The 23,730-nt window shown below is 59.5% G+C and carries 15 protein-coding genes; 12 read left to right on the top strand and 3 right to left on the bottom strand.

Annotated elements, in window-relative coordinates:
* Positions 1–56: 56 nt before the first annotated feature.
* From KQ940_RS08770 to KQ940_RS08750, 5 genes are all read left to right on the top strand, one after another.
* Positions 57–2,180 (top strand): putative bifunctional diguanylate cyclase/phosphodiesterase, encoded by a 2,124-nt coding sequence (locus KQ940_RS08770; RefSeq protein ID WP_217413092.1) that lies wholly within the window; start codon positions 57–59, stop codon positions 2,178–2,180.
* A gap of 387 nt (positions 2,181–2,567) precedes the next feature.
* Positions 2,568–4,715, top strand: a complete 2,148-nt coding sequence (locus KQ940_RS08765) for a methyl-accepting chemotaxis protein (protein ID WP_217413091.1) — start codon at positions 2,568–2,570, stop codon at positions 4,713–4,715.
* A 100-nt stretch (positions 4,716–4,815) separates the two neighbouring features.
* Complete coding sequence (locus KQ940_RS08760; RefSeq protein WP_217413090.1) at positions 4,816–8,223, top strand: hybrid sensor histidine kinase/response regulator; 3,408 nt, start codon at positions 4,816–4,818, stop codon at positions 8,221–8,223.
* Complete coding sequence (locus KQ940_RS08755; RefSeq protein ID WP_217413089.1) at positions 8,220–9,134, top strand: response regulator transcription factor; 915 nt, start codon at positions 8,220–8,222, stop codon at positions 9,132–9,134. The genes KQ940_RS08760 and KQ940_RS08755 overlap by 4 nt, the downstream gene beginning before the upstream one ends.
* 236 nt (positions 9,135–9,370) lie before the next feature.
* Positions 9,371–11,299 carry an FAD-dependent monooxygenase gene (locus KQ940_RS08750; RefSeq protein WP_217413088.1) on the top strand — a complete coding sequence of 643 codons (1,929 nt, stop codon included), beginning with the start codon at positions 9,371–9,373 and terminating at the stop codon, positions 11,297–11,299.
* A gap of 109 nt (positions 11,300–11,408) precedes the next feature.
* Here KQ940_RS08750 and ppiC read toward each other — a convergent pair whose 3' ends face one another.
* Positions 11,409–11,687 carry a peptidylprolyl isomerase PpiC gene (gene ppiC / locus KQ940_RS08745; RefSeq protein ID WP_217413087.1) on the bottom strand — a complete coding sequence of 93 codons (279 nt, stop codon included), beginning with the start codon at positions 11,685–11,687 and terminating at the stop codon, positions 11,409–11,411.
* A 294-nt stretch (positions 11,688–11,981) separates the two neighbouring features.
* Between ppiC and KQ940_RS08740 the strand changes: the two genes are divergently transcribed.
* Positions 11,982–13,337, top strand: coding sequence for a cyclic 2,3-diphosphoglycerate synthase (locus KQ940_RS08740; RefSeq protein ID WP_217413085.1), 1,356 nt, complete (start codon positions 11,982–11,984; stop codon positions 13,335–13,337).
* Positions 13,338–13,363: 26 nt separating this feature from the next.
* Here KQ940_RS08740 and arcC read toward each other — a convergent pair whose 3' ends face one another.
* A complete protein-coding gene (arcC, locus tag KQ940_RS08735; RefSeq protein ID WP_217413082.1) occupies positions 13,364–14,296 on the bottom strand; it encodes a carbamate kinase in 933 nt (310 codons plus the stop codon).
* 203 nt (positions 14,297–14,499) lie between these two features.
* Here arcC and urtA point away from each other — a divergent pair, with 203 nt between their 5' ends.
* From urtA to KQ940_RS08705, 6 genes are all read left to right on the top strand, one after another.
* Entirely contained in the window at positions 14,500–15,786 is a 1,287-nt protein-coding gene (gene urtA, locus KQ940_RS08730) for an urea ABC transporter substrate-binding protein (protein ID WP_217413080.1), read from the top strand.
* A gap of 80 nt (positions 15,787–15,866) precedes the next feature.
* On the top strand, positions 15,867–17,483 hold the full coding sequence (gene urtB / locus KQ940_RS08725) for an urea ABC transporter permease subunit UrtB (protein WP_217413078.1): 1,617 nt from the start codon (positions 15,867–15,869) through the stop codon (positions 17,481–17,483).
* 21 nt (positions 17,484–17,504) lie between these two features.
* A complete protein-coding gene (gene urtC, locus KQ940_RS08720) occupies positions 17,505–18,569 on the top strand; it encodes an urea ABC transporter permease subunit UrtC (RefSeq protein ID WP_246589903.1) in 1,065 nt (354 codons plus the stop codon).
* The gene (urtD, locus tag KQ940_RS08715; RefSeq protein WP_217413076.1) at positions 18,569–19,408 is read left to right on the top strand and encodes an urea ABC transporter ATP-binding protein UrtD; all 840 of its coding nucleotides are present in this window, start codon (positions 18,569–18,571) and stop codon (positions 19,406–19,408) included. The genes urtC and urtD overlap by 1 nt, the downstream gene beginning before the upstream one ends.
* Before the next feature lie 31 nt (positions 19,409–19,439).
* Positions 19,440–20,135, top strand: coding sequence for an urea ABC transporter ATP-binding subunit UrtE (gene urtE, locus KQ940_RS08710; protein ID WP_217413075.1), 696 nt, complete (start codon positions 19,440–19,442; stop codon positions 20,133–20,135).
* Between the two features lie 20 nt (positions 20,136–20,155).
* Positions 20,156–21,013 (top strand): urease accessory protein UreD, encoded by an 858-nt coding sequence (locus KQ940_RS08705; RefSeq protein ID WP_217413074.1) that lies wholly within the window; start codon positions 20,156–20,158, stop codon positions 21,011–21,013.
* Here the strand turns inward: KQ940_RS08705 and KQ940_RS08700 are convergent.
* Positions 20,958–23,651 (bottom strand): glycosyltransferase, encoded by a 2,694-nt coding sequence (locus tag KQ940_RS08700; protein ID WP_217413073.1) that lies wholly within the window; start codon positions 23,649–23,651, stop codon positions 20,958–20,960. The genes KQ940_RS08705 and KQ940_RS08700 overlap by 56 nt on opposite strands.
* Positions 23,652–23,730 lie beyond the last annotated feature (79 nt).

Below are 23,730 nucleotides of genomic sequence, written 5' to 3'. Positions count from 1 at the left end.
CGAAATCCGATCATGACGGGATAGTATCTCATGACAGGTTTTTTCAAGACATCGAAATGTCCATATCCAAAGAGCAACAGCGATCAACAGTTCCGGACGGACTCAGCGCTCAGGACGAGATCGCACGGCAACTCCAGGAAGCGGTCGAGTTTTCCGAAGTGATACTCGAGGCAATCCCGGACACCCTGTTCGAGGTCGACCTGGATGGGCGCTATCACAGAGTATGGGCCAAGGATCCGGCATTGCTGGCGCTGCACGAGCAGTTCCTGGTCGGTCGAACGGTCGAGGAGGTTCTGCATCCGCAGGCGGCGGGAACTGCAATGGCGGCAATTCTGGAAGCAGACATGAAAGGGCGCTGCAGCGGCCTCGTCATCCCCATCGAGCAACAGAACGGTGAAACCGGCTGGTTCGAACACACCATTGTCAAAAAGTCGGGCTCTGGACATTCTTCATCCCGATTTATTGTACTTTCACGCGACATATCCGATCGCAAGCGGACGGAGCGGGTCATTGATGAGGCCAAGCGGCACCTGCACACCGTACTGCGCACCATCCCCGATAAGGTGTGGTTGAAAGATGCGGAGGGTACCTATCTACTCTGTAACCACGCGTTCGAGGGGCTGGTCGGCAAGAGTGAGAAGGAGATCGTCGGAGGAACCGATTACGACCTGTTCGGAAGGGATATAGCGGACTTTTTCCGCGAAAAGGACCGTGCCGCGCTGGCGGCCGGCCAGACACTGATCAACGAAGAGTGGGTCACTCATGCCGGCAGTGGTGAAACCATCCTGCTTGAAACGCGCAAGGTTCCGGTACCGGGACCCGACGGCACGGCGGTCGGTATTCTTGGTGTGGCGCGTGACATAACCGAACTGAGCGCTTCCCGGGACAAGATCCATAGGATGGCCTACTACGACACGCTCACATCGCTTCCGAACCGCGGCTTTTTCAACGACTCGCTGAAGCTGATGCTCGGCAATGCAAAACAGCATGGTCATATGGCCGGGGTGATGCTGATTGATCTGGACCACTTCAAGGCGGTGAACGACACGCTGGGACACCCTGTCGGAGACGGACTTCTGCATCAGGCAGCCAAGCGTCTGTGCGCTTGTGTGCGTGACAGGGATATGGTGGCACGTCTGGGCGGGGACGAGTTCGCCGTAGTACTGCCGAAGATCAATAATGCCGTGTACCTGAGTCAGATCGCCGAACGGGTGCTTGAAGCGTTCAACGAGGTCTTTTTGCTGGATGAACGTGAAGTGTTTGTCTCGTGTAGCATAGGGCTTGCGACCTATCCCCATGATGGCACCGAGGCGGACGATCTTCTGCGATATGCTGATACGGCGATGTATCAGGCAAAACGCTCGGGGCGTAACGCGTTCCGTTTTTATAGTGCCGACTTGACGACCCTGGCCAACGAACGTCTGCTGCTGGAATCTGAGCTACGCCGTGCCATCGAACGTGGCGAGCTGGAGTTGCACTACCAACCCAAGTTGATGCTGAATGATCAAATAATGATCGGATCCGAAGCGCTGCTGAGATGGTGTCATCCCGAAAAGGGTATGATCCCGCCAGACCAGTTTATTCCCATTGCCGAGGAGTCGGCTCTGATCAAGGAGCTGGGGCAGTGGGTGCTACGGGAAGCCTGCCGAACCGCGGTCGAGATGAACGCCGAAGGGCGGCCTCCGCACAAGGTGGCGGTCAACCTGTCGGCCAAGGAGTTTCAGTGGCCAAACCTGGCCGGTCGAGTCGCCGATATTCTGCAGGAGAGCGGCTGCCGGGCCGAGTGGATCGAGATCGAGATCACGGAAAGCCTGCTGCTCGAGGAGAATACCGATACGATCGAGACGCTGAGCGCAATGCGGAACATGGGCATAACGATCGCCGTGGATGACTTCGGCACAGGTTACTCTTCGCTGGCCTACCTGACACGGCTGCCGATCGATACACTGAAACTCGACCGCTCTTTCATCAACAGTGCAGACCGTCGCAACCTGGTGCTGGTCAAGGCGGTGCTCGACATCGCACGTGGCCTGGGGCAAAGCGTGGTCGCAGAAGGGATCGAGACGATTGAGCAGGCCAATTTCCTGGCCTCCCATGGATGTAACGCTGCTCAGGGCTTTCTTTATAGCAGACCGTTGCCAAAGGAGGAGATCATGCGGTTGCCTCAAAAACTACTCTGAGGATGCCTTTGCCGCGCTCAAGCATTACTCCTTCCCCGGTGGCCACCTGTTGCAGGCGCCGTTCAAAGCTGTCGGGGCATGGTACTACTCGATGCGGGATCGTTTAGGGGTATAGCGAGACAATGGGTCGTTTTGGTGCGCTTTGAGTGCGCTACCGCAATTCGTGATTGGTGAAATCTTGAACGACTCTGTCGGTTGAAGATATGCCTTATCAAAAAACCGGGAATCCGCACTATTTTGGTGCCAATTATGCTCAATAGGTGAACATATAGCACCATTACGGTGCTTTTTGTGCACTTGTAGGATTTTCCTTCCAAGTATTTCCTCACACGCAGTTGGCCCGTCTATTGCTTTGTCACTTCCGACTTTTGATTCAGGAGGGAGTGAATGACGCAGTTCAAAAGCCACCAGATGCATCTTTCCAGCACTGAACGTCGATGGTTACCCTGGTTTGGAAGTACGGGTAAGTTGGCCATGCGCTGGTCATGCCTGCTCAATCGCGATGCCACCGAAGTGCTTGAACATACTTTCGATGGTGTAGCGCGTATCCGTGTGGCAATCCTTGAACGTTGGGCCAAGAGCCAGTGGAGCCATGTCGAAAACCTTGCCGATCAACTGGCCGACCACTACCCCAGGATCGATCCCCCACTGTTCCAGGCGAAATTGAGCCAGGCCGACGATTTTTCCGAACTGTTTTTTGTTACTCCTGAGGGCGAGGTTTCATTTTCAACGGCCCGCAACCGCATAGGCGCGAAGGATATCGATAGCCGCGCACTGGCCGAGGGGCTGAAACAGCCATTTTTGCACGGGCCGTACAGGGACCCGGTAACCGAAACACTGGGGCCATCAAGCTCGCGATTTCACGATCAGGTCACGCTGATGTTCTATCAGCCCCTGGTCGTCGACGGCGAGACCAAAGGGTGCGTCTGTGGGCGGGTGCCTAACGATGTGCTCGGAGACCTGATTCAGCGCGAAGCCGGCCACATCTATCCCGAGTCCGGCGACAACTACCTGTTTATGGTGGAGTCGCGTTTCGATCGCAGCATACAGCAGGGCGTCGCGCTGTCGCGCTCCCGCTTCGAGGACGACACCTTTTCCCATGGCGAGAACCTCAAGGGCGGTATCCACACCGGTTTCGGTACCGTACGCATCCAGCAGCACACCGAGTTCGAGATCCGCTTTACCGATCCCGCTACCGGACAGCTGCATCCTGGGGTGCGGGAGACGATCCGTAAGGGGGAAAACCTCTATGTGCTCTATCCGGGCTATTCCGACTATCGGCACATTCCCGTAATCGGCAAGGGCGTTACCTTTCAGCTGCCGGGATCGCCGGATCGCTGGGGGATGATGTGCGAAGCGGATCTGGAGGAGGTGTACCGGCGCCGATCCCTGGCTTATAAGCAGGGCCGCCTGCTGACGCTGACCATGGGAGCTGCCTGGGGCCTGGGTATCGCTGCGCAGCAGCTAATTGCGATGCCAGATCTGATCGCCTACGCGGTTGAGGCCGGCTTGCTGCTGGCGGGCGGTCTGACCTACATGGCCTGCGGTCCCAAGCGCCTGTCGCGCCGAATGGCACGAATGACCAAGGTGATCCGCACCCTGGCCGAGGGCGAGGGTAACCTGCGACAGCGGATCGATACCGACAGCATGTCCAACGACGAGACCAACGACCTGTCGCGCTGGATCAACAGTTTCGTCGACAATCTCGATGCGATCGTCGGTCAGGTGATCAGGGCTGCCGATGGTGTCGAGCAAACCAGTAACACCATGCAGGAGCGCAACCAGGTAGCGCACCACTCGGCGAGCCGGGTAAAAAATGCTATCGACGACATGATGGCACTGGTGTCGGCGCAGCTGGAGGATATCTCCAGGGCATCGACCACCGCCGAGGAGATGCGGGCGGCGATGGAGCGGGTGGTTGAGGAGGCACGGCGCAGTTATGAGAGCGCCCGCGCCGGTACGCAGACGATTCGTGACGTGGTCCTGACCTCTGCCGAACGGATGCAGGGGTTGAATCAACGCACCTCCGAGATCGGCGAGATCGTCAATGTGATTACCGAGATAACCGCGCAGACCAACCTGTTGGCACTCAATGCCGCCATCGAGGCAGCAAGGGCGGGTGAGCATGGACGCGGCTTCTCCGTGGTTGCCGACGAGGTACGCGGGCTGGCGGCACGTACCGAGGCGGCAGCCCAGGATATCGGCAGCAAAATCGAGCGTATCCAGGTCGAGAGCGGCGAGGCGGTCAGGTTTATGGAGAAGGGGGTCGAGGATGTGGATCAGAACCTGAAGATGACCCAGAGCGCCTCCACCGATAACGCCCAGTTGCACGATCTGGTCGAGCAGATGTTCACCATCATCAAGCATATCGATGAGAGCAGTCAGCGAAACGGCAAAACCGCCGGCGACGTGGCGCATATCAGTGCAGAGATGGGCGATGCGATCCGCTCGCTGAACCACAGCTCCGATCAGGCGCGCGTGACCGCTTCGAAACTCCAACAGCTGGTCGGTTCGTTCGAGGTATCCAATGCGTGATGCAGAACTGGACCAAGCCTTCCACGGCACTGGCAGCCCGATCGTCCATCTGACGCTGTCCGGTTGCGGTCGGCGAACAACCGGGAACTGAGTCGACAGCATGTTGCCGTCCCAGACCATCCTCAAAGTGCGACGCCGCTACAACAAGTGGGTCGCCGACCAGACGCTTGAGGACTACGCGCTGCGCTTCACCTCGAGGACGGGGCGGCGGATGTCGATCGAGCGGGTCGCCAAAACCGCTTTGGGCGCCACCGCCTTTCTGGCGCTTGAGGGGATCGCGGCGGCGGTCACCCTGAGTTACGGTTTTACCAATACGCTGATCGCGATGCTGGTGGTCTGCCTGGTGTTCTTTATCACCGGCTTCCCGATCAGCTACTACTCCGCCAAACATGGCCTGGATATCGACCTGCTGACCCGCGGGGCCGGGTTCGGCTACCTGGGTTCCACCATCACCTCGCTGATCTACGCATCCTTCACCTTTATCTTCTTTGCCATCGAGGCGGCGATTCTGGCCTCGGCGCTGCAAGCGCTGTTTGGAATTCCCCTGTCGATTGGCTACGTGATCTGTGCCCTGGCGGTGATTCCGGTGGTGACCCACGGTATCTCGGCGATCAGCCGGTTTCAGGTGGGAACGCAGACCCTCTGGCTGCTGCTGCAATGCACGGCCCTGGTGGTGGTTGTGGTGTATGAATACCAGCGCATGGGGGATTGGGTCAGCTTCGCGCCGATTAGCCGATCCGGCAGCGACCACTTTGATATTTTGCTGTTTGGCGCTGCCGCGTCGGTCTTCTTCGCCATGGTGGCGCAAATTGGCGAGCAGGTGGATTACCTGCGTTTCATGCCACCGAAAACCGAGTCCAACAAACGCCGCTGGTGGTTCTGGCTGATTCTGGCCGGTCCGGGTTGGGTGTTCGTAGGCCTGATCAAGATGCTGCTGGGTTCGTTTCTGGCCTACCTCGCCATCAGCCAGGGCGAGGCGTTCAGCCGGGCCAGCGACCCTACCTACATGTACCAGATGGTGTTCACCTACCTGACCCAGTCGCCTTCCGTGTCGCTGGTACTGGCGGCATTGATGGTGATCCTGTCGCAGATGAAGATCAACGTCACCAACGCCTATGCCGGCTCCATCGCCTGGTCCAACTTCTTCTCACGGCTGACCCACAGTCATCCGGGCCGCGTGGTCTGGCTGGTGTTCAATGTCGCGATCGCGTTGATCCTGATGGAGCTGGGGATCTACCAGGCGCTGGAGGCGATACTCGGCATCTTCGCCATTGTCGCCGTCAGTTGGCTCGCCTCTCTGGCGGCCGATCTACTGATCAACAAACCCCTTGGCTTGAGCCCCTCCTATGTGGAGTTCAAGCGCGCCCACCTGTACGACATCAACCCGGTGGGCACCGGCTCCATGTTGCTGGCCACGGTACTGGGAATGCTCTGCTACCTGGGCTGGTTCGGCGAGGTGGCCAAGACACTGTCGCACTTTGTCAGCCTTCTCACCTGTTTTATCGCCGTACCGCTGATCGCTTGGGTGACCAAGGGGCGTTTCTATCTGGCCCGACAACCCGTTGAGCTGGAGCTGATCACCCACGGCAGTAACCAGCCTGGCGCGAATATCCATTGCGGCATCTGCGAGAACCATTTCGAGCGGGAGGATATGAGTTACTGCCCGGCCTACGGTCAGCCGATCTGCTCCCTGTGCTGCTCACTGGATGCCCGCTGTATGGACAGCTGTAAGCCGAGGGCACGCTTCTCGGCTCAGTTGGTCGCCTTTCTTCGCATGTTTCTGCCGCGCCGTGTGGTGCGCTCGATCAACTCGCGATTTGGCCGTTTTGTCGGCATGCTGGTGCCGTTCAACCTGTTGCTGGGGGCGCTGCTGGCACTGGTCTACCGCCAGATGCGGCCGGAGGAGCCGGTACAGATCGAACTGCTCAGTCAGACATTGTGGACGCTGTTCTTTATTCTGCTGATCGCGTCCGGTGTGGTGACCTGGTTCTTCCTGCTAGCCCATGAGAGCCGCCTCGTCGCGCAGAAAGAGTCCAACCGGCAGACCCGCAAGCTTATCCGGGAGATCGAAGCCCATGAACAGACCGATAGGGCGCTGCAGCAGGCCAAGGAGCAGGCCGAGCGGGCCAATGCGGCCAAGAGTCGCTACATCAGCGGTATCAGCCACGAGCTGCGCACGCCGCTGCAGTCGATTCTCGGTTATGCCCAGCTGCTCGGCGATCAGGCGGAAACCCCGGAGCGGATGCTACCGGGGCTGAACACCATCCACCGTAGCGGCCAGTATCTGGCTGACCTGATCGAGGGGCTGCTGGATATTTCAAAGATCGAGGCTGGCAGGCTGGAGCTGTACCGCAATCAGGTGCAGCTGCCGGAGCTGATCGATCAGCTGGCCGATATGTTCGCCATGCAGGCGCGGAGCAAGGGGATCGCATTTCACTGCCGGACACTCGACCCGCTGCCGCAACTGGTCAGTGCCGATGAGAAACGGCTGCGTCAGATCCTGATCAACCTGCTCTCCAATGCGGTGAAATATACCGCCGGCGGCCAGGTCGAGTTCGAAATCCATTATCGTAACCAGGTCGCGGAGTTCAATATCCGCGATACGGGGCCGGGGATACCCGAGGAGCACCTGGCGCGGATCTTCGATCCGTTTGAGCGGGTGCGTACCGCCGACAGCCCCAATCTGCCGGGCACCGGTTTAGGGCTGACCATCGTCAAACTGCTGACCGAGATTATGGGCGGCGATCTGCGGGTTGACAGCGTGCCGGGGCAGGGCAGCTGTTTCTCCGTCAGTCTGATGCTGCCCTGGCTCGACCCGCAAGCCCGGAAAAAAACCAGTGCTCAGCGTCTTGTCGGCTATGCCGGTGCCCGGCGCACCGTCTGTCTGGTGGATGATGATCCGGTGCTGCGCGGTTTGCTGTCCGACCTGTTGACGCCGCTGGGCTTTGTTACCCTGGAAGCGCGTGATGCCAACGCTTGCCTGAGCCTGCTGGAGAACGGCAAACCGGACCTTTTTCTGCTCGATATCTCGATGCCCGGCATGAACGGACTGGAGCTGGCGCAGGAACTGCGTCGGCGGGCTGTAGATGCGCCGATACTGATGCTATCGGCCGATGCCCGGGAATATCATGGGGAACCCGACAAGGCCCCGGTTTATGACGATTATCTGGTGAAACCGGTAGAGAATCAGGCGTTGCTGGACAAGATGGCGCGTTACCTGCAGTTGGAGTGGGTCTACCAACGGGACGAGACTGCTGTCACTCCAAGAGATCGAGTAGCGTCTGCGGTTATCAAAACGGAGGCTGGGCTGCAGCTCCCGGACCACGAATTGATCCATGAGCTGCGCGCCTATGCCGAAATCGGTTATCGCAAGGGCGTGCGCGAAACCCTCACCCAACTGGAGCAACTGGGGATGCTCGATGAGCATACGCTGGAACACTTGAAACAGCTGACCGTCAGCCTGCAGTTCGCACGGCTGGCCCAGTTCCTGGAGCGATCAGAGCCATGAACAGTGACAGAACACGCACCGACATCGCCCTGGTGGTGGATGATTCGCCCGATACGCTGAGCCTGATCAACGATGCGCTGGAAGCGGCGGGTATCGATGTGCTGGTGGCGCTGGAGGGCCGCCAGGCGCTGACCATTGCCAAGCGGATGCGACCGGATATTATCCTGATGGACGGTGTGATGCCGCATATGGATGGTTTCGAAGCCTGCCGTGCACTCAAGGCCGACCCGGAGCTGGCGTCGATCCCGGTAATCTTCATGACCGGGCTCACCGAGACCGGCGATGTGATCAAGGGGCTGGAAGCGGGTGGGGTGGACTACCTGACCAAGCCGATCAAGCCCAATGAACTGCTGGCGAGGATGAAGGTGCACCTGGGCAACGCCCGTCTGGCGCGCAGTGCGCAGACGGCGCTCGACAGTCTCGGTCAGCACCTGCTGACGGTGGACGATGAGGGGCGAGTCAAGTGGGCAACACCGCAGGCGCACGCCCTGCTGGCCCGAGCCCGTGCCGACGAACACTGGCAGCAAACCAGCCTTGCCCCCCAGATCCGCTACTGGCTGGAGCACCGGCCGCAATTGGAGGAGCAACTCAACCTGGACGGCCTCGACTACCCGCTCGCGGTCAAACTGATCGACCGGCAGGAAAATGGTGAAAAGCTGATGAAACTGCTCGACCGTCAGCGTACCGACGGTGCGTCGCTGCTGCGCGAAAAGCTGGATCTGACCGAGCGCGAATCCGAAGTCCTGTACTGGATCACCAACGGCAAGACCAACCGTGAAGCCGCGGAAATACTGGATATGAGCCCGCGCACCGTGAACAAGCATCTGGAACAGATATTCCCCAAGCTTGGGGTGGAGAATCGTACCGCAGCGGCGGGGGTGGCGTTAAGGATACTGGTCGCCAGTCAATAACCAATAAGCGTCCGGAAGCGAACCTTTAAAGACGGGGTTATTGGCGCCCGTGCCCACGTGGTTCTCTGATTCCCCCATTTCGGTTCGCCCCCGCCTTGGCTGACAAAATCCACTGTCCCCATTTTAAGGTGACAAATCCTACAACCTTATCCGCGTAGGCTTTACAGCATCAATAAATGCAACACGACAGGCCAAGGTCATAGCGAGCCTGCGAATAAGGATAAGAGGATTTCGCGATGCAATATCATCTCAACGGTTTTAAACCCGGTAACTACCAGATCCCGGATTCCGCTCGAGAACCAGCCACTCCGCCGCCGATGGTGGATCTGCCCAAGGAGGTGGATGTGTTGATCGTCGGCTGCGGTCCCGCGGGGCTTGCGTTGGCGAGGCAGCTGGCGGAGTTCGCGGATATCAAAACCTGTATCGTCGAACAGAAGCCCGGCCCCTTGCTGTTTGGCCAGGCCGACGGGATATCCTGCCGCACCATGGAGATCATGGAAGCCTTTAACTGCAGCGAAATGCTGGTTAAAGAGTGCTACCAGCTGCACCGGAACGCCTTCTGGGAGCCGGACAGCGAGCATCCTGAAAACATCAAACGTACACACAAGGTGCCCGATGCACGACTGGGTCTCTCCGAATTTACCCACGGTGTCGTTAACCAGGCGCGCCTGCACGAACTACTGCTTGAAGGGATGGAACACTCCGTTACCCACCTGGTTCCACACTACAGCCGACGACTGCTGGAACTGGATGTGGATGCCGACCTCACTCAGGACCTCAGTGCCTATCCGATCACGGCAACCTTTGAGCGCAACGATGCGGCTCAATCCGCCAAAGTAGAAACCATTAAAGCGCGCTATGTGGTGGGTTGTGACGGCGCACGCAGTGCGGTGCGCAAAAACCTGTCGATCGCGCTGCAGGGGGACTCCGCCAATAAGGCCTGGGGCGTGATGGATCTGTTGTTGGTCACCGACTTCCCCGATATCCGGGTCAAGAGTTTTATCCAGTCCAGAGAGAACGGTGCGGTGATGCTGATCCCGCGTGAAGGGGGGTATCTGGTTCGGCTCTATGTAGAGCTCGACCTGTTGAGCAAGGATCAACGCGCATCGCAGCTTGAACTCACCGTCGACGATATCATCGCCAAGGCGAAGCTGATCATGAATCCGTACACGCTGGATGTTAAGGAGGTGGCCTGGTGGTCGATCTACGAGGTGGGACAGCGTGTTGCCGAGCGCTTTGATGACACCCCCGTGGGCAATCCGCAAGGCCTCATTCCCCGCGCCTTTGTGGCCGGCGATGCCTGCCATACCCACAGCCCCAAGGGTGGCTGGGGCTTGAACACATCACTGCCGGACACTTTCAATCTCGGGTGGAAGCTGGCGGCGGTGCTGCAGGGCAAGTCGCATCCAACATTGCTGCAGACCTACGCATCGGAGCGACGCAAGGTTGCACAGATGCTGATCAATGCCGACCGACAGATGTCAGCCCTGGTGGCAACGCGCCCTTCAGCAAATAACGATGCGGGGCAGGCCAGGACCAGTACCGCGGATATCGAGAAATTTATCTCCAGGCAGAACGGTTTTATCGCGGGCACTTCGATTGGCTACGACTCGTCATTTATCTGCATGGGCGAAGAGAACCAGCAGCTGGCGACCGGGTTCAAGATCGGTCAGCGCTTCCATTCGGCCGAAGCGCGTCGCGTGGCGGATGGCAGGCCACAACATCTGGGGCATCTGGTTAAGGCGGATGGGCGCTGGCGCATCTTTATTTTCGGTAATCAGCAGAGCCCGGTAGATACCGCCTCGGACGTGTACAAGCTGGTGAGGTTTCTGGAGAGTGATAAATCGTCGCCGGTCAAAAAATATACGCCTGAGGGAACCGATATCGACTCGGTTATCGATGTCTATGCGGTGTTCCAGCAGCAGGATCTCTTGATTGAAAGGCTGCCGGACTACCTGTGGCCTGCCAAAGGAAAATATGGACTCAGAGATTACGAAAAGGTATTCCATGCAGAGGCGGGGTTGGATATTTTCGAGCAGCGCGGCATCGACCGCTCAAGCGGCTGTATGGTGGTGGTTCGACCTGACCAGCATGTCGCTAACATCTTGCCCCTCGGTGCACACGCTGAGTTGAGTGAGTTTTTTGATCGCTTCATGATCGCGTAGCGGGACATTATCAAACCGAGCGCCTCGTAGAGATGTAATTTCAGGAGGCGCTCAACCGCTCATCTCTTCTTTCGGTTTCGACGTTCGCCAATTCCAAACAATTGGGTGATCAATTGCGATACAGTGTCTTGATCAAGTGGTAACCGAAGCGGGTTTTTATCGGGCCGTGCACTTTTAGCAGGGGGCGTTTGAACACCACATCATCGAACGCCTTTACCATGTCGCCACGATGAAACTCGCCCAGGTCGCCGCCTCGCTTTCCCGACGGACAGATGGAGTAGCGCTTGGCTAATGCCTCGAACTTCTTGCCTTGCTTCAGCTGATCGAGAATATCCAGTGCCTCTTTCTCTGTCTTGACCAGTATGTGGAGTGCCGCCGCTGTCGCCATATCGCTTCTTCTAACCCAGATCAAAAAATAATGCTGTTATCGTAACAGTAAACAGAGTCGCGACACACTGAAGTGCCTTCTCACCACCAGTCGAATGGCTCGCTCTGTGCAGTTAAACAGTATGCTGACGTTCGCTAGCCACGGCACTTGGCTGTCGGGGATCATGACCTTCCGATACCTCGATGTGTTGGTCTTTGTCATTGAGGCGGGGATCGGCACAGGCCGTTCCGGCAGATGCTATCTGTCTGAGCTAGGCTTCCGTTAAAGGCAGGTTTCGGGACAGGTGGCGCGCATATGGCATTTGAGAAAGGGGGAGGGCAAAAGGAAAAACGTCTGCTGATCATGGGCGCGGCCGGACGGGATTTCCATAACTTCAATATGGTATACCGCGATGATCCCGGCAGTCGTGTGGTCGCATTTACCGCCAGTCAGATTCCGGATATCGCCGGGCGATGCTATCCCGGATCGCTTGCCGGTGATCGCTATCCTGATGGAATCCCGATTGTTGAAGAGAGTCAACTCGCCGAGCTATGCCGCGACAACCGAATCGATCAGGTTGTGTTTGCCTATAGCGATATCGCTTATACGGAGTTGATGCATCGCGCCTCTATCGTGCTTGCGCAGGGCGCAGATTTTCTGCTGTTGGGGCCGGATCGTACCATGCTGCATGCGCGGGTGCCGGTGATATCCGTGTGTGCGGTACGCACCGGCTGCGGGAAGTCACAAACCACGCGTTACCTGGCGCGACTGCTCAAGGCCAAAGGGTTGAGAGTCGCCGTGATCCGCCACCCGATGCCTTATGGCGATCTTGAAACCGAGGCAGTTCAGTGTTTCACCACGCTCGCTGATCTGGATGCAGCGAACTGTTCCGTCGAAGAGCGGGAGGAGTACGAACCACTCCTCCGGCTAGGCAATGCTGTCTACGCCGGTGTCGATTACGCGAGCATACTGGCACAAGCCGAGCATGAGGCGGACATCATCCTTTGGGACGGCGGTAACAACGACTTCTCGTTCATCAGGCCAGACCTGAACATCGTGCTGGTGGATCCATTGCGTCCAGGCAACGAATCCAGCCATCACCCTGGAGAGGCTGTACTGAGGAGGGCGGACCTGGTCGTGATCGCCAAAGTGAACTCGGCCGCGGAGGCGGATATCCAGGCGGTAACTGAAAACGTTCGTCGACTTAATCCCAGTGCGCCCATCGTACGGGCAGCCTCACCGGTCCAGCTCGACACGCCAGAGGCGGTAACCGGCAAGCGCGTGCTGGTGGTGGAGGATGGCCCGAGCATCACCCACGGCGATATGCCCTACGGGGCTGGCTATGTCGCCGCTTCAGCCGCTCAGGCGGCGGAGATCATCGACCCGAGACTGGCGGCCGAGGGCGGTATCGCAGCGATTTATGCAGACTACCCCCATATCGGTGCCGTGCTGCCGGCAATGGGGTATCACCGGCCACAACTACAGGAGCTGCGTGCGGCGATCAATGCCGCCGATGCCGACATCGTGGTAGTGGCGACCCCCTGTGATCTGGCAGCGTTGATCAAGATCGACAAGCCCGTTGTGCGCGCCCGTTATGAGTTTGAGGAGGTTGGCGAGCCGGGGTTGAGTGAGTTCGTCGAACAATTTATCGCGGAAAAACTCAACGGATGAGGGCAATTCGGCTAAAGCGGTTAGCGCTAGGACCACCAGAGGGTACCCGATCGCGTCAGCTCGATCAGAGTGCCTGCCTCGCCATCCAGTATCGCCTCCGCATCCTGAAGTCGTCCGATACCGGCAATGCCCCCGGTTTGCTCCACGAAGTCGCAGGCCGCCCTGACTTTGGGCGCCATAGAGCCTTCGGCGAAGTAACGCGTCCTGAGCTCTTGCGGCGCGATCCGCCTTATAGCGCGGGCATCCGATAGCCCCCAGTTATCGTAGAGGGCGTCGACGTCGGTCAGCATCAGTAGTGCTCGAGCCCCGAGTTGTCGGGCCAGCAGTGCACTGGCGGCGTCCTTGTCGATCACCGCCTCAACACCGATGAGGCTGCCATTCCGGCGCCTTACCACCGGTATGCCCCCGCCGCCGGCACAGATTACCAATATCTGCTGGGATACCAGCAGTTCGATAACCGTTAGTTCCAGTATGCGTATTGGGCGGGGAGAGGGCACGACACGCCGGTAGCGAGTGCCATCGAGCGCAACGGTCCAGCCACGGTCGCGTGCCAGCCGGAGCGCGTCACCCCGTTCATAGACTGGACCTATAGGCTTACTCGGATGACAAAAGGCCCTATCGTCGGGATCTACCTCAATCTGGGTCAGCAGGGTCACGCATCGCCGCTCCTCGGGGAGGCGGTTCTGCAGCTCCTGCTCGATCAGGTAACCGATCATGCCTTCGGTTTCCGCATCGAGGATATCAAGCGGATAAGCGTCGTCCGCTGCGCCTGTCATAGACTGCAGTGCAAGCATACCGACCTGGGGGCCGTTGCCATGAGTTATCACCAGTTGACGTTGAGTCGTCAGAGAGGCGAGAGCTGCCGCTGCACGCTGAACATTCAAGCGCTGGTTGTCTGCGGTCAACGGTTCACCACGCTGCAACAGCGCATTACCGCCCAGGGCGACGACGGTCAGCATGTTAACCTCCGCTTTCGAAAGGGGGGTGGGATCTGTGTTCGAACATCTTGATGATAGTCGAGATCGACCGGCTCCCTGTCTCTACCTCTATACGTCAAATGACGTACCCCGCCTCGCCAATCAACGCATACCGCCCCTTGCCCCGTTCGCTGACAATCGATGGCAGGTGTTGTTGCGAATCAAAAAACCGAAGGGGATACGAGATGAGAATGAAGAAGCTGGCAGCGGGTGTGGCTCTGGGGCTGGGTGCGTCAATGTTGAGCTTTGCTGCATTGGCGGCCGATACCATCAAGGTGGGGGTGCTTCATTCCCTCTCCGGTACCATGGCGATCAGTGAGACCACGCTGAAAGATACCATGCTGATGCTGATCGATGAGCAGAACAAGAAGGGCGGTCTGCTCGGCAAGCAGCTGGAGGCGGTGGTGGTCGACCCGGCCTCCAACTGGCCGCTGTTTGCAGAGAAGGCGCGTGAACTGATCGAGAAGGACAAGGTGTCTGCCGTGTTCGGTTGCTGGACCTCCGTGTCGCGCAAATCGGTTCTGCCGGTGTTCGAGGAGCTCAACAGCATCCTGTTCTACCCGGTACAGTACGAGGGCGAGGAGTCCTCCAAAAACGTGTTCTACACCGGTGCCGCACCCAACCAGCAGGCGATCCCGGCGGTCGATTACCTGAAGAACGAACTCGGCGTCGAACGCTGGGTGCTGGCGGGTACCGACTACGTTTATCCCCGTACCACCAACAAGATCCTCGAAGCCTACCTGAAGTCCATGGGCGTGGCTGAGTCCGATATCATGATCAACTACACGCCGTTCGGTCACTCCGACTGGCAGTCGATCGTCTCCGATATCAAGAAGTTTGGCGCTGAAGGCAAGAAGACTGCTGTGGTTTCCACCATCAACGGCGATGCCAACGTTCCGTTCTACAAGGAGCTGGGTGCCCAGGGTGTAACCGCTGACTCTATCCCGGTTGTTGCCTTCTCCGTCGGTGAGGAGGAGCTGGCCGGTATCGATACCGCCCCGCTGGTCGGTCACCTGGCGGCCTGGAACTACTTCATGAGCGTGGATAGCGAGCAGAACGACGAGTTCATCGAGTCATGGCACAAGTTCATCAAGAATGAGGACCGTGTCACCAACGACCCGATGGAGGCGAGCTATATCGGCTTCAACATGTGGGTAGAGGCTGTGAAGAAGGCGGGTACGACCGATCCGGCAGCGGTGCAGGATGCGCTGATCGGGGTGGCCGTGCCGAACCTGACCGGCGGATATGCGACCATGATGCCGAACCACCACATCGCCAAGCCGGTGCTGATCGGCGAGATCCAGGATGATGGCCAGTTTGCCGTGGTCTCCAGCACACCGGGCACCGTGGTCGGCGATGCATGGTCCGACTATCTGGAAGGCTCCAAGGATATCGTCTCCGACTGGCGTGCCCCGCTAGCCTGCGGTAACTACAACGTCAAAACCGGCAAGTGCTCCGGTCAGAACTTCTGATCCACTCGCTAGTTGCTCCAATCGCCGGTGCCCGTTTAACGGGCACCGGCTCCCATCTTCTTGTTTCCAGGTAATGACCCATGACAGTACGGACAATTGGCGGAATATGCCTGCTCAGTCTGTTGCTCCTGCTCGCACCCTTGCGTGCTCTGGCCGAGGGCGAACAGGAGGTCTACAGCCAGGCGGCCGAGCTTTTGATGAGTCGTGGCTTCGACGAAAAGGGCCAGGCGATTCAACTATTGGCCGATAACAATCACCCGCAGACGCAACTGATTCTTACGCTGTTGATGGATAGCCGTCTCTACTACAACAAAGAGGATGACCGGCTTTACCAGATCGACGACTACGACAGCGGTAAACCGGCGATCTCGATCACAACTGGTGACCGGCTGGTTATCGAAAAGAAAAGAGATTTCAAGAAGATAACGCTGAATAATCAACTCAGATCGCAGGTCAGGCAGATCCAGGCCGAGTTGGGCCTTAAGGCCTCCGATCTGTCACGGCGACTGGCGGCGGTGCGTGCGATGCTCGGCAGTATGGACAGCGATACGCTGTCACTGGTGCGCAAGGCTTACGCCGGGGAGCAGAGCGCGGCAGTGCGTGAGGTGATGCAGGTGGCTATCGCGATTGGCGAGCTGCCACGAGCGGACGAAGCCCGTGCCCGTGATGCGATCGATACGCTAGGTGGCTCATTGGAGCCGGATGCACGCAACGCGCTGAGTCAGTTCGCTTCCGCCACCGACAGCAAGGCACTGAAAGCTGCGGCGGAAAAGGCGCTGGCCGAGATCGAGCAGCGTACGAACCTCTACGGCGGGATCGAAACCCTCTATTTCGGGCTGAGCCTGGGCTCGGTGCTGGTACTGGCCGGTATCGGCCTGGCGATCACCTTCGGTGTCATGGGCGTGATCAATATGGCGCATGGCGAGCTGATCATGCTCGGCGCCTACACCACCTACGTGATTCAGCAACTGATGCCAAACCATATCGGGCTGTCGCTGATCGTAGCGATCCCCTGTGCCTTTCTGGTCTCGGCACTGGTCGGTATCGCCATCGAGCGCGGCGTGATCCGCTTCCTCTATGGCCGCCCACTGGAGACCCTGCTCGCCACCTTCGGTATCTCGCTGGTGCTGCAGCAGGCGGTGCGCACCATCTTTTCGCCGCTCAACCGCAGCGTGGAGACGCCGGAGTGGATGAGCGGTCTGATCGAGATCAACCCGGTGCTGTCGCTGACCACCAGCCGGCTGTACATCATCCTGTTTTGCCTGATGGTGTTTTTCGCGCTGCTGCTGGTGTTGAAACGCACCTCACTGGGCCTGCAGGTGCGTGCGGTATCGCAGAACCGCGCCATGGCCCGCGCCATGGGCGTGCGTTCGGAATGGGTCGATGCACTGACCTTCGGTCTTGGCTCGGGCGTGGCCGGGGTTGCCGGTGTGGCGCTGTCGCAGCTGACCAACGTAGGCCCCAACCTGGGCCAGGCCTACATCATCGACTCCTTTATGGTCGTGGTGTTCGGCGGTGTCGGTAATCTCTGGGGCACGCTGGTGGCGGGTCTGAGCCTGGGCGTCGCCAACAAGGTGCTGGAGCCCTGGGCCGGTGCGGTGCTGGCCAAGATCCTGGTACTGGTGTTCATCATCCTGTTTATCCAAAAGCGCCCGCGCGGACTCTTCCCGCAGCGTGGCCGGGCAGCGGAGGGCTGATCGATGTTTCTGTGGCGGATAATGAAGGATGATCGCGGTGGGCAGATCCTGCTCGTACTGCTGGCGGCAGCCATCGTGCTGGTGCCGATATTGAACGGGTTGCCGAGCGATTCGGCGCTGCACCTGCCCACCTATACCGTGACCCTGATCGGTAAATACCTGACCCTGGCGTTGCTGGCGGTGGCGGTGGACCTGGTCTGGGGCTACCTGGGGATTCTGACCCTGGGTCATGGTGCCTTCTTTGCCCTGGGCGGCTATGCCATGGGGATGTACCTGATGCGCCAGATCGGTGATCGTGGCGTCTACGGCAATCCGGAGCTGCCCGATTTCATGGTGTTCCTGAACTGGCAGGAGCTGCCCTGGTTTTGGCAGGGGTTCGATCAGTTCTGGTTCGCCGCGATTATGGTGATGCTGGCACCCGGGATCCTGGCCTTCGTGTTCGGTGCTCTGGCGTTCCGCTCCCGGGTGTCCGGCGTTTACCTGTCGATCATTACGCAGGCGCTGACCTTCGCGCTGATGCTGGCGTTCTACCGCAATGAGATGGGTTTCGGCGGCAACAACGGCCTGACCGACTTCAAGGATCTACTCGGATTCAATCTGCAATCGGACAGCACCCGCATTGGCCTGTTCATCGCCTCGGCACTGGCGCTGGCGTTTAGCTATCTGCTCTGTCGCTACCTGATGCAGAGCCGCCTGGGCAGGGTCTGTGTCGCTGTGCGCGATGCCGAGTCCCGCGCCCGTTTCATGGGCTACCGGGTGGAGAACGTGAAGCTCTGGGTCTTCACCATCTCGGCGATGATCGCCGGTGTCGCCGGTGCGCTCTATGTGCCGCAGGTCGGGATCATCAACCCCAACGAGTTCTCGCCGCTGAACTCCATCGAGGTGGTGGTCTGGGTTGCAGTAGGTGGCCGCGCGACACTCTACGGCGCGGTGGTCGGTGCCCTGGTGATCAACTATGCGAAGAGTTACTTCACCGCGGAGCTGCCCGATATATGGCTGTTCGCGCTGGGCGGCCTGTTCGTACTGGTCACTCTGTTGCTGCCCCGGGGTATCACCGGATTGCTGAGACCTAAGGAGGCGGTGTGATGAGCCTGCAATCGACTATGGCGGAAGTGCTCGATCGCGACCACGTATTCTCGTTCATGGCGCCACAGAGTGCGGCCAATCTCAACGTCGACAAGAGCGTACTGCTCTATCTGGAGGGGATCTCGGTCAGCTTCGACGGTTTCAAGGCGATCAACGACCTGAACCTGTATATCAACGATGGTGAGCTGCGCTGCATCATCGGGCCGAACGGCGCGGGCAAGACCACGATGATGGATATCATCACCGGCAAGACCCGCCCGGACAGTGGCGCGGCCTGGTTCGGCCAGACCATCAACCTGCTGGAGATGGATGAACCGGCGATCGCCCAGGCCGGTATCGGCCGCAAATTCCAGAAACCGACGGTATTTGAGTTTCTTACCGTGTTCGAGAACCTGGAGTTGGCGATGGCCGGGGATCGAGCGGTGCTGCAGATCCTCGGCGCCCGCATCAGTGGCGAACAGCGCGATCGGCTCGACGAGGTGCTTGAACTGATCGGGCTGAAGCAGCTGCCGCAGATGCGCGCCGGCAGCCTGTCCCACGGCCAGAAACAGTGGCTCGAGATCGGCATGTTGCTGATGCAGCAGCCGCGCCTGCTGTTGGTGGACGAGCCGGTGGCGGGCATGACCCATCAGGAGATGGACCGTACCGCGGAGCTACTGACCTCGCTGGCTGGCATGCACTCGGTGGTCGTCGTCGAACACGATATGGACTTTGTGCGCAGCCTGGCGGGCAAGGATCGCACCGTCACCGTGCTGCATCAGGGCAGTGTACTGGCCGAGGGGCGGATGGAGCAGGTACAGAACAATCGCAAAGTGGTCGAGGTGTACCTTGGCGAGTAGCGAAGAGAGTAGAGACAGGGGAGTGGAGCCGATGCTTGAGATCCAGGGGCTGAACCAGTTTTATGGCCAGAGCCATACGCTTTGGGATGTGGAGATGAGCGTGCCGGCGGGGGAGTGCACGGTGCTGATGGGACGCAACGGTGTCGGCAAAACCACGCTGCTCCAGTGCATCATGGGCCACCAGTCGGTAAAGAGCGGCGGCATCCAGTTCAAGGGCGAGGATCTGCTGAAAAAGTCGGTGGAACAGCGTCCCCGCGTCGGTATCGGTTACGTGCCCCAGGGGCGGCAGATCTTTCCGCTGCTGACGGTAGAGGAGAACCTGCAGATCGGCTTGCCGGTGCTGCCGCGGGGCAAGCGCAGGGTTCCCGACTTTATCTTCGATCTGTTCCCGGTACTGGGCGAGATGATGAAACGTCGTGGCGGGGACCTGTCCGGTGGTCAACAGCAGCAGTTGGCGATCGGTCGTGCACTGGTGGTCGACCCGCAACTGCTGATCCTGGATGAGCCGACGGAGGGGATTCAGCCCAACGTGGTACAGGAGATCGGCGATATCATCCGCCGACTGAACCGGGAGATGGGCCTGACCGTGCTGTTGGTGGAGCAGAAACTGCCCTTTGCGCGCAAGGTCGGCGACAGATTCTGTATACTGGATCGTGGCCGGGCGGTCGCGAAAGGCGGTATGACCGAGCTCGACGATCAACTGGTGAAAGAGTATCTGACGGTGTAACCGTCTGCTAAGGAGTGTCGATGAACCAGGCGGTAGCCGCCCAGGGGTGGGAAGCGCTGTTGCGGTTGGGTTATGCGCGGCGTGGCGACAAGACACGCATTGTTGAGCGTGAGCGGCGCGGCCCACTGGCGGTGCAGCGCCCCTTCTATCCGGAACAGGCGGGCGTTTGCCACACCTATCTGCTGCACCCGCCCGGTGGGGTGGTCGGCGGCGACAGCTTGGATATACAGGTGCGGGTGGAGGCCGGGGCGCAGGCGCTGATCACCACCCCCGGGGCGACCAAGTTCTACCGCTCCGGCGGTCGTCTGGCGACTCAGAGGCAGACACTGACCGTCGCCAGCGGCGGCCTGCTGGAGTGGCTGCCGCAGGAGAATATTTTCTTCCCCGACGCCTTCGCCCGGGTCGAAACCCATGTCGAGCTGGAGACGGGGGCGGGTTTTATCGGCTGGGACCTGCAGTGCCTGGGACGACCGGCAAACGGGGAGGTGTTCGATATCGGGCAGGTCAACTGCGTCACCCATTTGAGCATCGATGGCGAACTGGTCCTGATCGATCAGTTGCGTACTCAGGGGCGAGGCCTGGTCGATGCTGCCGCGGGTCTGCGCGGCTACCCGATGCAGTCCAGCCTGTTCGTCGTGCCCGGTAGCGGTTGTGCCACCTCAGGCCAGGCGTTGCTGGAGGATATCCGAGGGGTGATCGCGGCGGCCGACTGCAGCTCACTCGAGGTGGGTGCGACGCAGGTCGACGGTGTATTGGTGGTGCGCGCACTGGGCGCGGGAACAGAGCCGATCCTGCGTCTGTTCACCGCGATCTGGTGCTCGCTCAGGCCTGCCTTAACCGGGTTGGAAGCTGTACCCCCTCGGATCTGGGCCACTTGAGACTCTCCTCCAGGCCCATGTCCGACAGCAGGTTGTTGAGAATCCGCTGCGGCGTGTAGTCCAGGCACCGCGCCAACGCCCCCACCCGCAGACGCCCCTGATAGGCTGGGTCGTTCAGATAGTCGATGGCGTTCTGTGCCATCGAGTCCATATCGTCGGCCAGCAAACCGCTGCGTCCATGTTTGATGATCGATTTCGGTCCCTTACAGTTGTACGCCAGCGTCGGGAGTCCCGAGCTCATTGCTTCCAGGATCACGCAGCCAAAGGTGTCGAAGCGGGAGGGCAGCAGCAGAAGGTCGGCCTGCTGGTAGATCTGCGGCATCTGCGACTGCTCCACCCAGCCGAAGAAGGTGGCGCCGGGTAGTGCCTTGCGCAGTTTTTTCTCGGCCGGTCCACTGCCCGCGATCCAGAGCTGGGTGTTTGGATGGGTGGCTTTGACCCGGTCCCAGATCTGGCGCAGGTCAAGAACCCCTTTCTCTTCGCTGAGACGGCCCACATAGAGCAGGATCGGTGCTTCGTTATGCGGTTTGGGGATCAGGCTGGCAACCTCGGAACCGACCCCTGCCCAGTGCCCGGTCAGTTTCACCCGCGCCTCGGGCAGTGCCATCTCGGCGCTGGTGAGCCACTCACGGTGGTCTTCGTTCAGCACGAAGATACCGTCGAACCGCTGGTAAAACGCGCGGATCAGGCGGCGAATGCGGTCTTGGGCATGGTGGTCGATACCGGTCTTGCGGCTAAGGAACTCCAGCCAGTCGGTATGCATGTAGAACCAGGCGGGCACAGAGTAGGCCTGCTTCAGGTACAGCGCGATCGGTCCCATGCACAGTTCGGTGGAGCAGATGATGCGGTCGTAACCACCGTGCTCGAACAGCCTCTGTACCTCAAGCAGGTCCGGTACATGAATCGTCTGTTCCCCAAGTTGGTTGAAGTGGAACGCCGTCAGCGGGCGAATCACCTGCAGATGGGGTTGGGGCTTCAGGGTCGGGTGGCAGACCAGCAGATCGATCGGCAGCTCATGCTTCTGCACCTGGGTCAGCAGATCGCGCAGTACGGAGGAGACGCCGTTGCGGTCGACAAAGGTGTCGGTCAACCAGAGTATGCGCTGTGGGTGGCGGGTGGCGCCAAGCTGGCCGGCCAGGCGGTCGAGAAATTCACGATTGGAGTAGAGCACGCGGGTGCTGGCGAAGGCGGCCCCGGCCAGAACGCCGGCGGACAGGGCCGGGAAGGTCAGCTTGTCCATCAGTTGGCCCAGGTTGACCTGCGACATATCCGAGGCGTTGCTGCGCTCGCCGGAGAACAGGGCGCGGAAGTGGGTCGGTACCTCGAGCAGGCGCACCAGCTCGTCGATCGGCATGTCACTGAGGCTGTCATGGTCGATGCGGGCCAGCTGCTCGTGTATGCGGTTGAACAGGGTATGGCTGATCTCACGGTGAAGCTTGGGTATCGCCTCGCGCAGCGCCTCGGGGAAGCGATCCGGCTCCTTGCGCTGGGTGCGTGCGATCTGCTTGATCAGCTTTAGCGTCGGCTTGAATTCACGCGACACCCCCAGATTGACCAGCAGGCTGGGCTTACGCCCCTTCAGTGCCTGATGAAAGGTTTCCAGAAAGCTCAGGGTATATTTGTGTCGCCGCAGCTCCTGAAGCAGGTTGGATAGCGCCAGGCAGAGCATCTTGTCCTTCAGATCGCCCTTATGCAGCAGCATTCGCAGCAGGCCGGGGTCCTCCATGTTCAGCACCACCTGGGCGAAGTAGTCGAGGATGGTGGTGGTCAGCTTCTCCTCCTCACCGACAAAGCCGTAGGGGGCGGTCCGCCCCTCTCGGAGCGCCTCCAGGGCCAATGCTGGAAGCGATTCGCCGGCCGCCAACCGCCGCTTCAGGTGCGGTACTTCCATCAGCGTGCCGCAGCGCCCGGCGAACAGGCCGTTGTGGTCGTCGGAGCCACCGGTCAGCGATTTGCGGTAGGGATCGCGGCAGTAGTCGTGAGGATTGATCCCGTGTTTTCGCGACCAGGCATCGATCCGCTCCGGTGTCAGGCTCTGAATCCAGCGCAACGTTAGCAGGTTCTGCCAGTAGCCACGCTGGCCGTTAAGCACCTCGAAGCGTTCGAACAGCAGTGCGAAGCGCTCCAGAATATCGGGATTGACCTCACGGCCGTGAGTATAAAAAAACAACGGGTGCGGCAGGACCGTAGGCAGATCTTCCTGTTTGGCATAGGCGCAGAAGGCGTAGATATCGTGGCGCAGGTCGTTAAGCTTTTGCTCCTGCGCGCGGTCGAAGCCGTAGATGAGCACATGGACGCTGAGCTCGTCGCCGGGAAAATGGCAGGTAAACTCGGCCCCGCTCAGTACTGTCTTACCCTGCTGCTCAAGCGCCCAGCAGGAACGGGCGTTGTTGTGGTTGGTGATCGTGATCAGATGGGTGCCGGCACGCTCGAGCGCACTCACCAGCTCCTCGGTTTTGAGCCAGGTTTCCGGCAGGCGCAGCAGGCGCCCCCATAGCTCGTCGGGGATATCGCTGTTGTGATCATGGCAGTGCAGGTCGATACGCAGGGTGTCATGCGGATTGAATGTCCGGGCTGACTGCTGCAGGAAGGCATCGTACTGCTCGCGTATATCCTGGTAAAACGGTGATGGGGTCATGCGCTGGCTCCGATTTTCTTACGCCAGCGCAGTTTATTGCGTTCAGGTTTCGCTCAGGTGACAGTGGAGGGTGATGCAT

The organism is Marinobacterium ramblicola, assembly GCF_019084545.1.
GTDB lineage: Bacteria > Pseudomonadota > Gammaproteobacteria > Pseudomonadales > Balneatricaceae > Marinobacterium_D > Marinobacterium_D ramblicola.
This window is presented reverse-complemented; position numbering and strand designations above follow the sequence as displayed.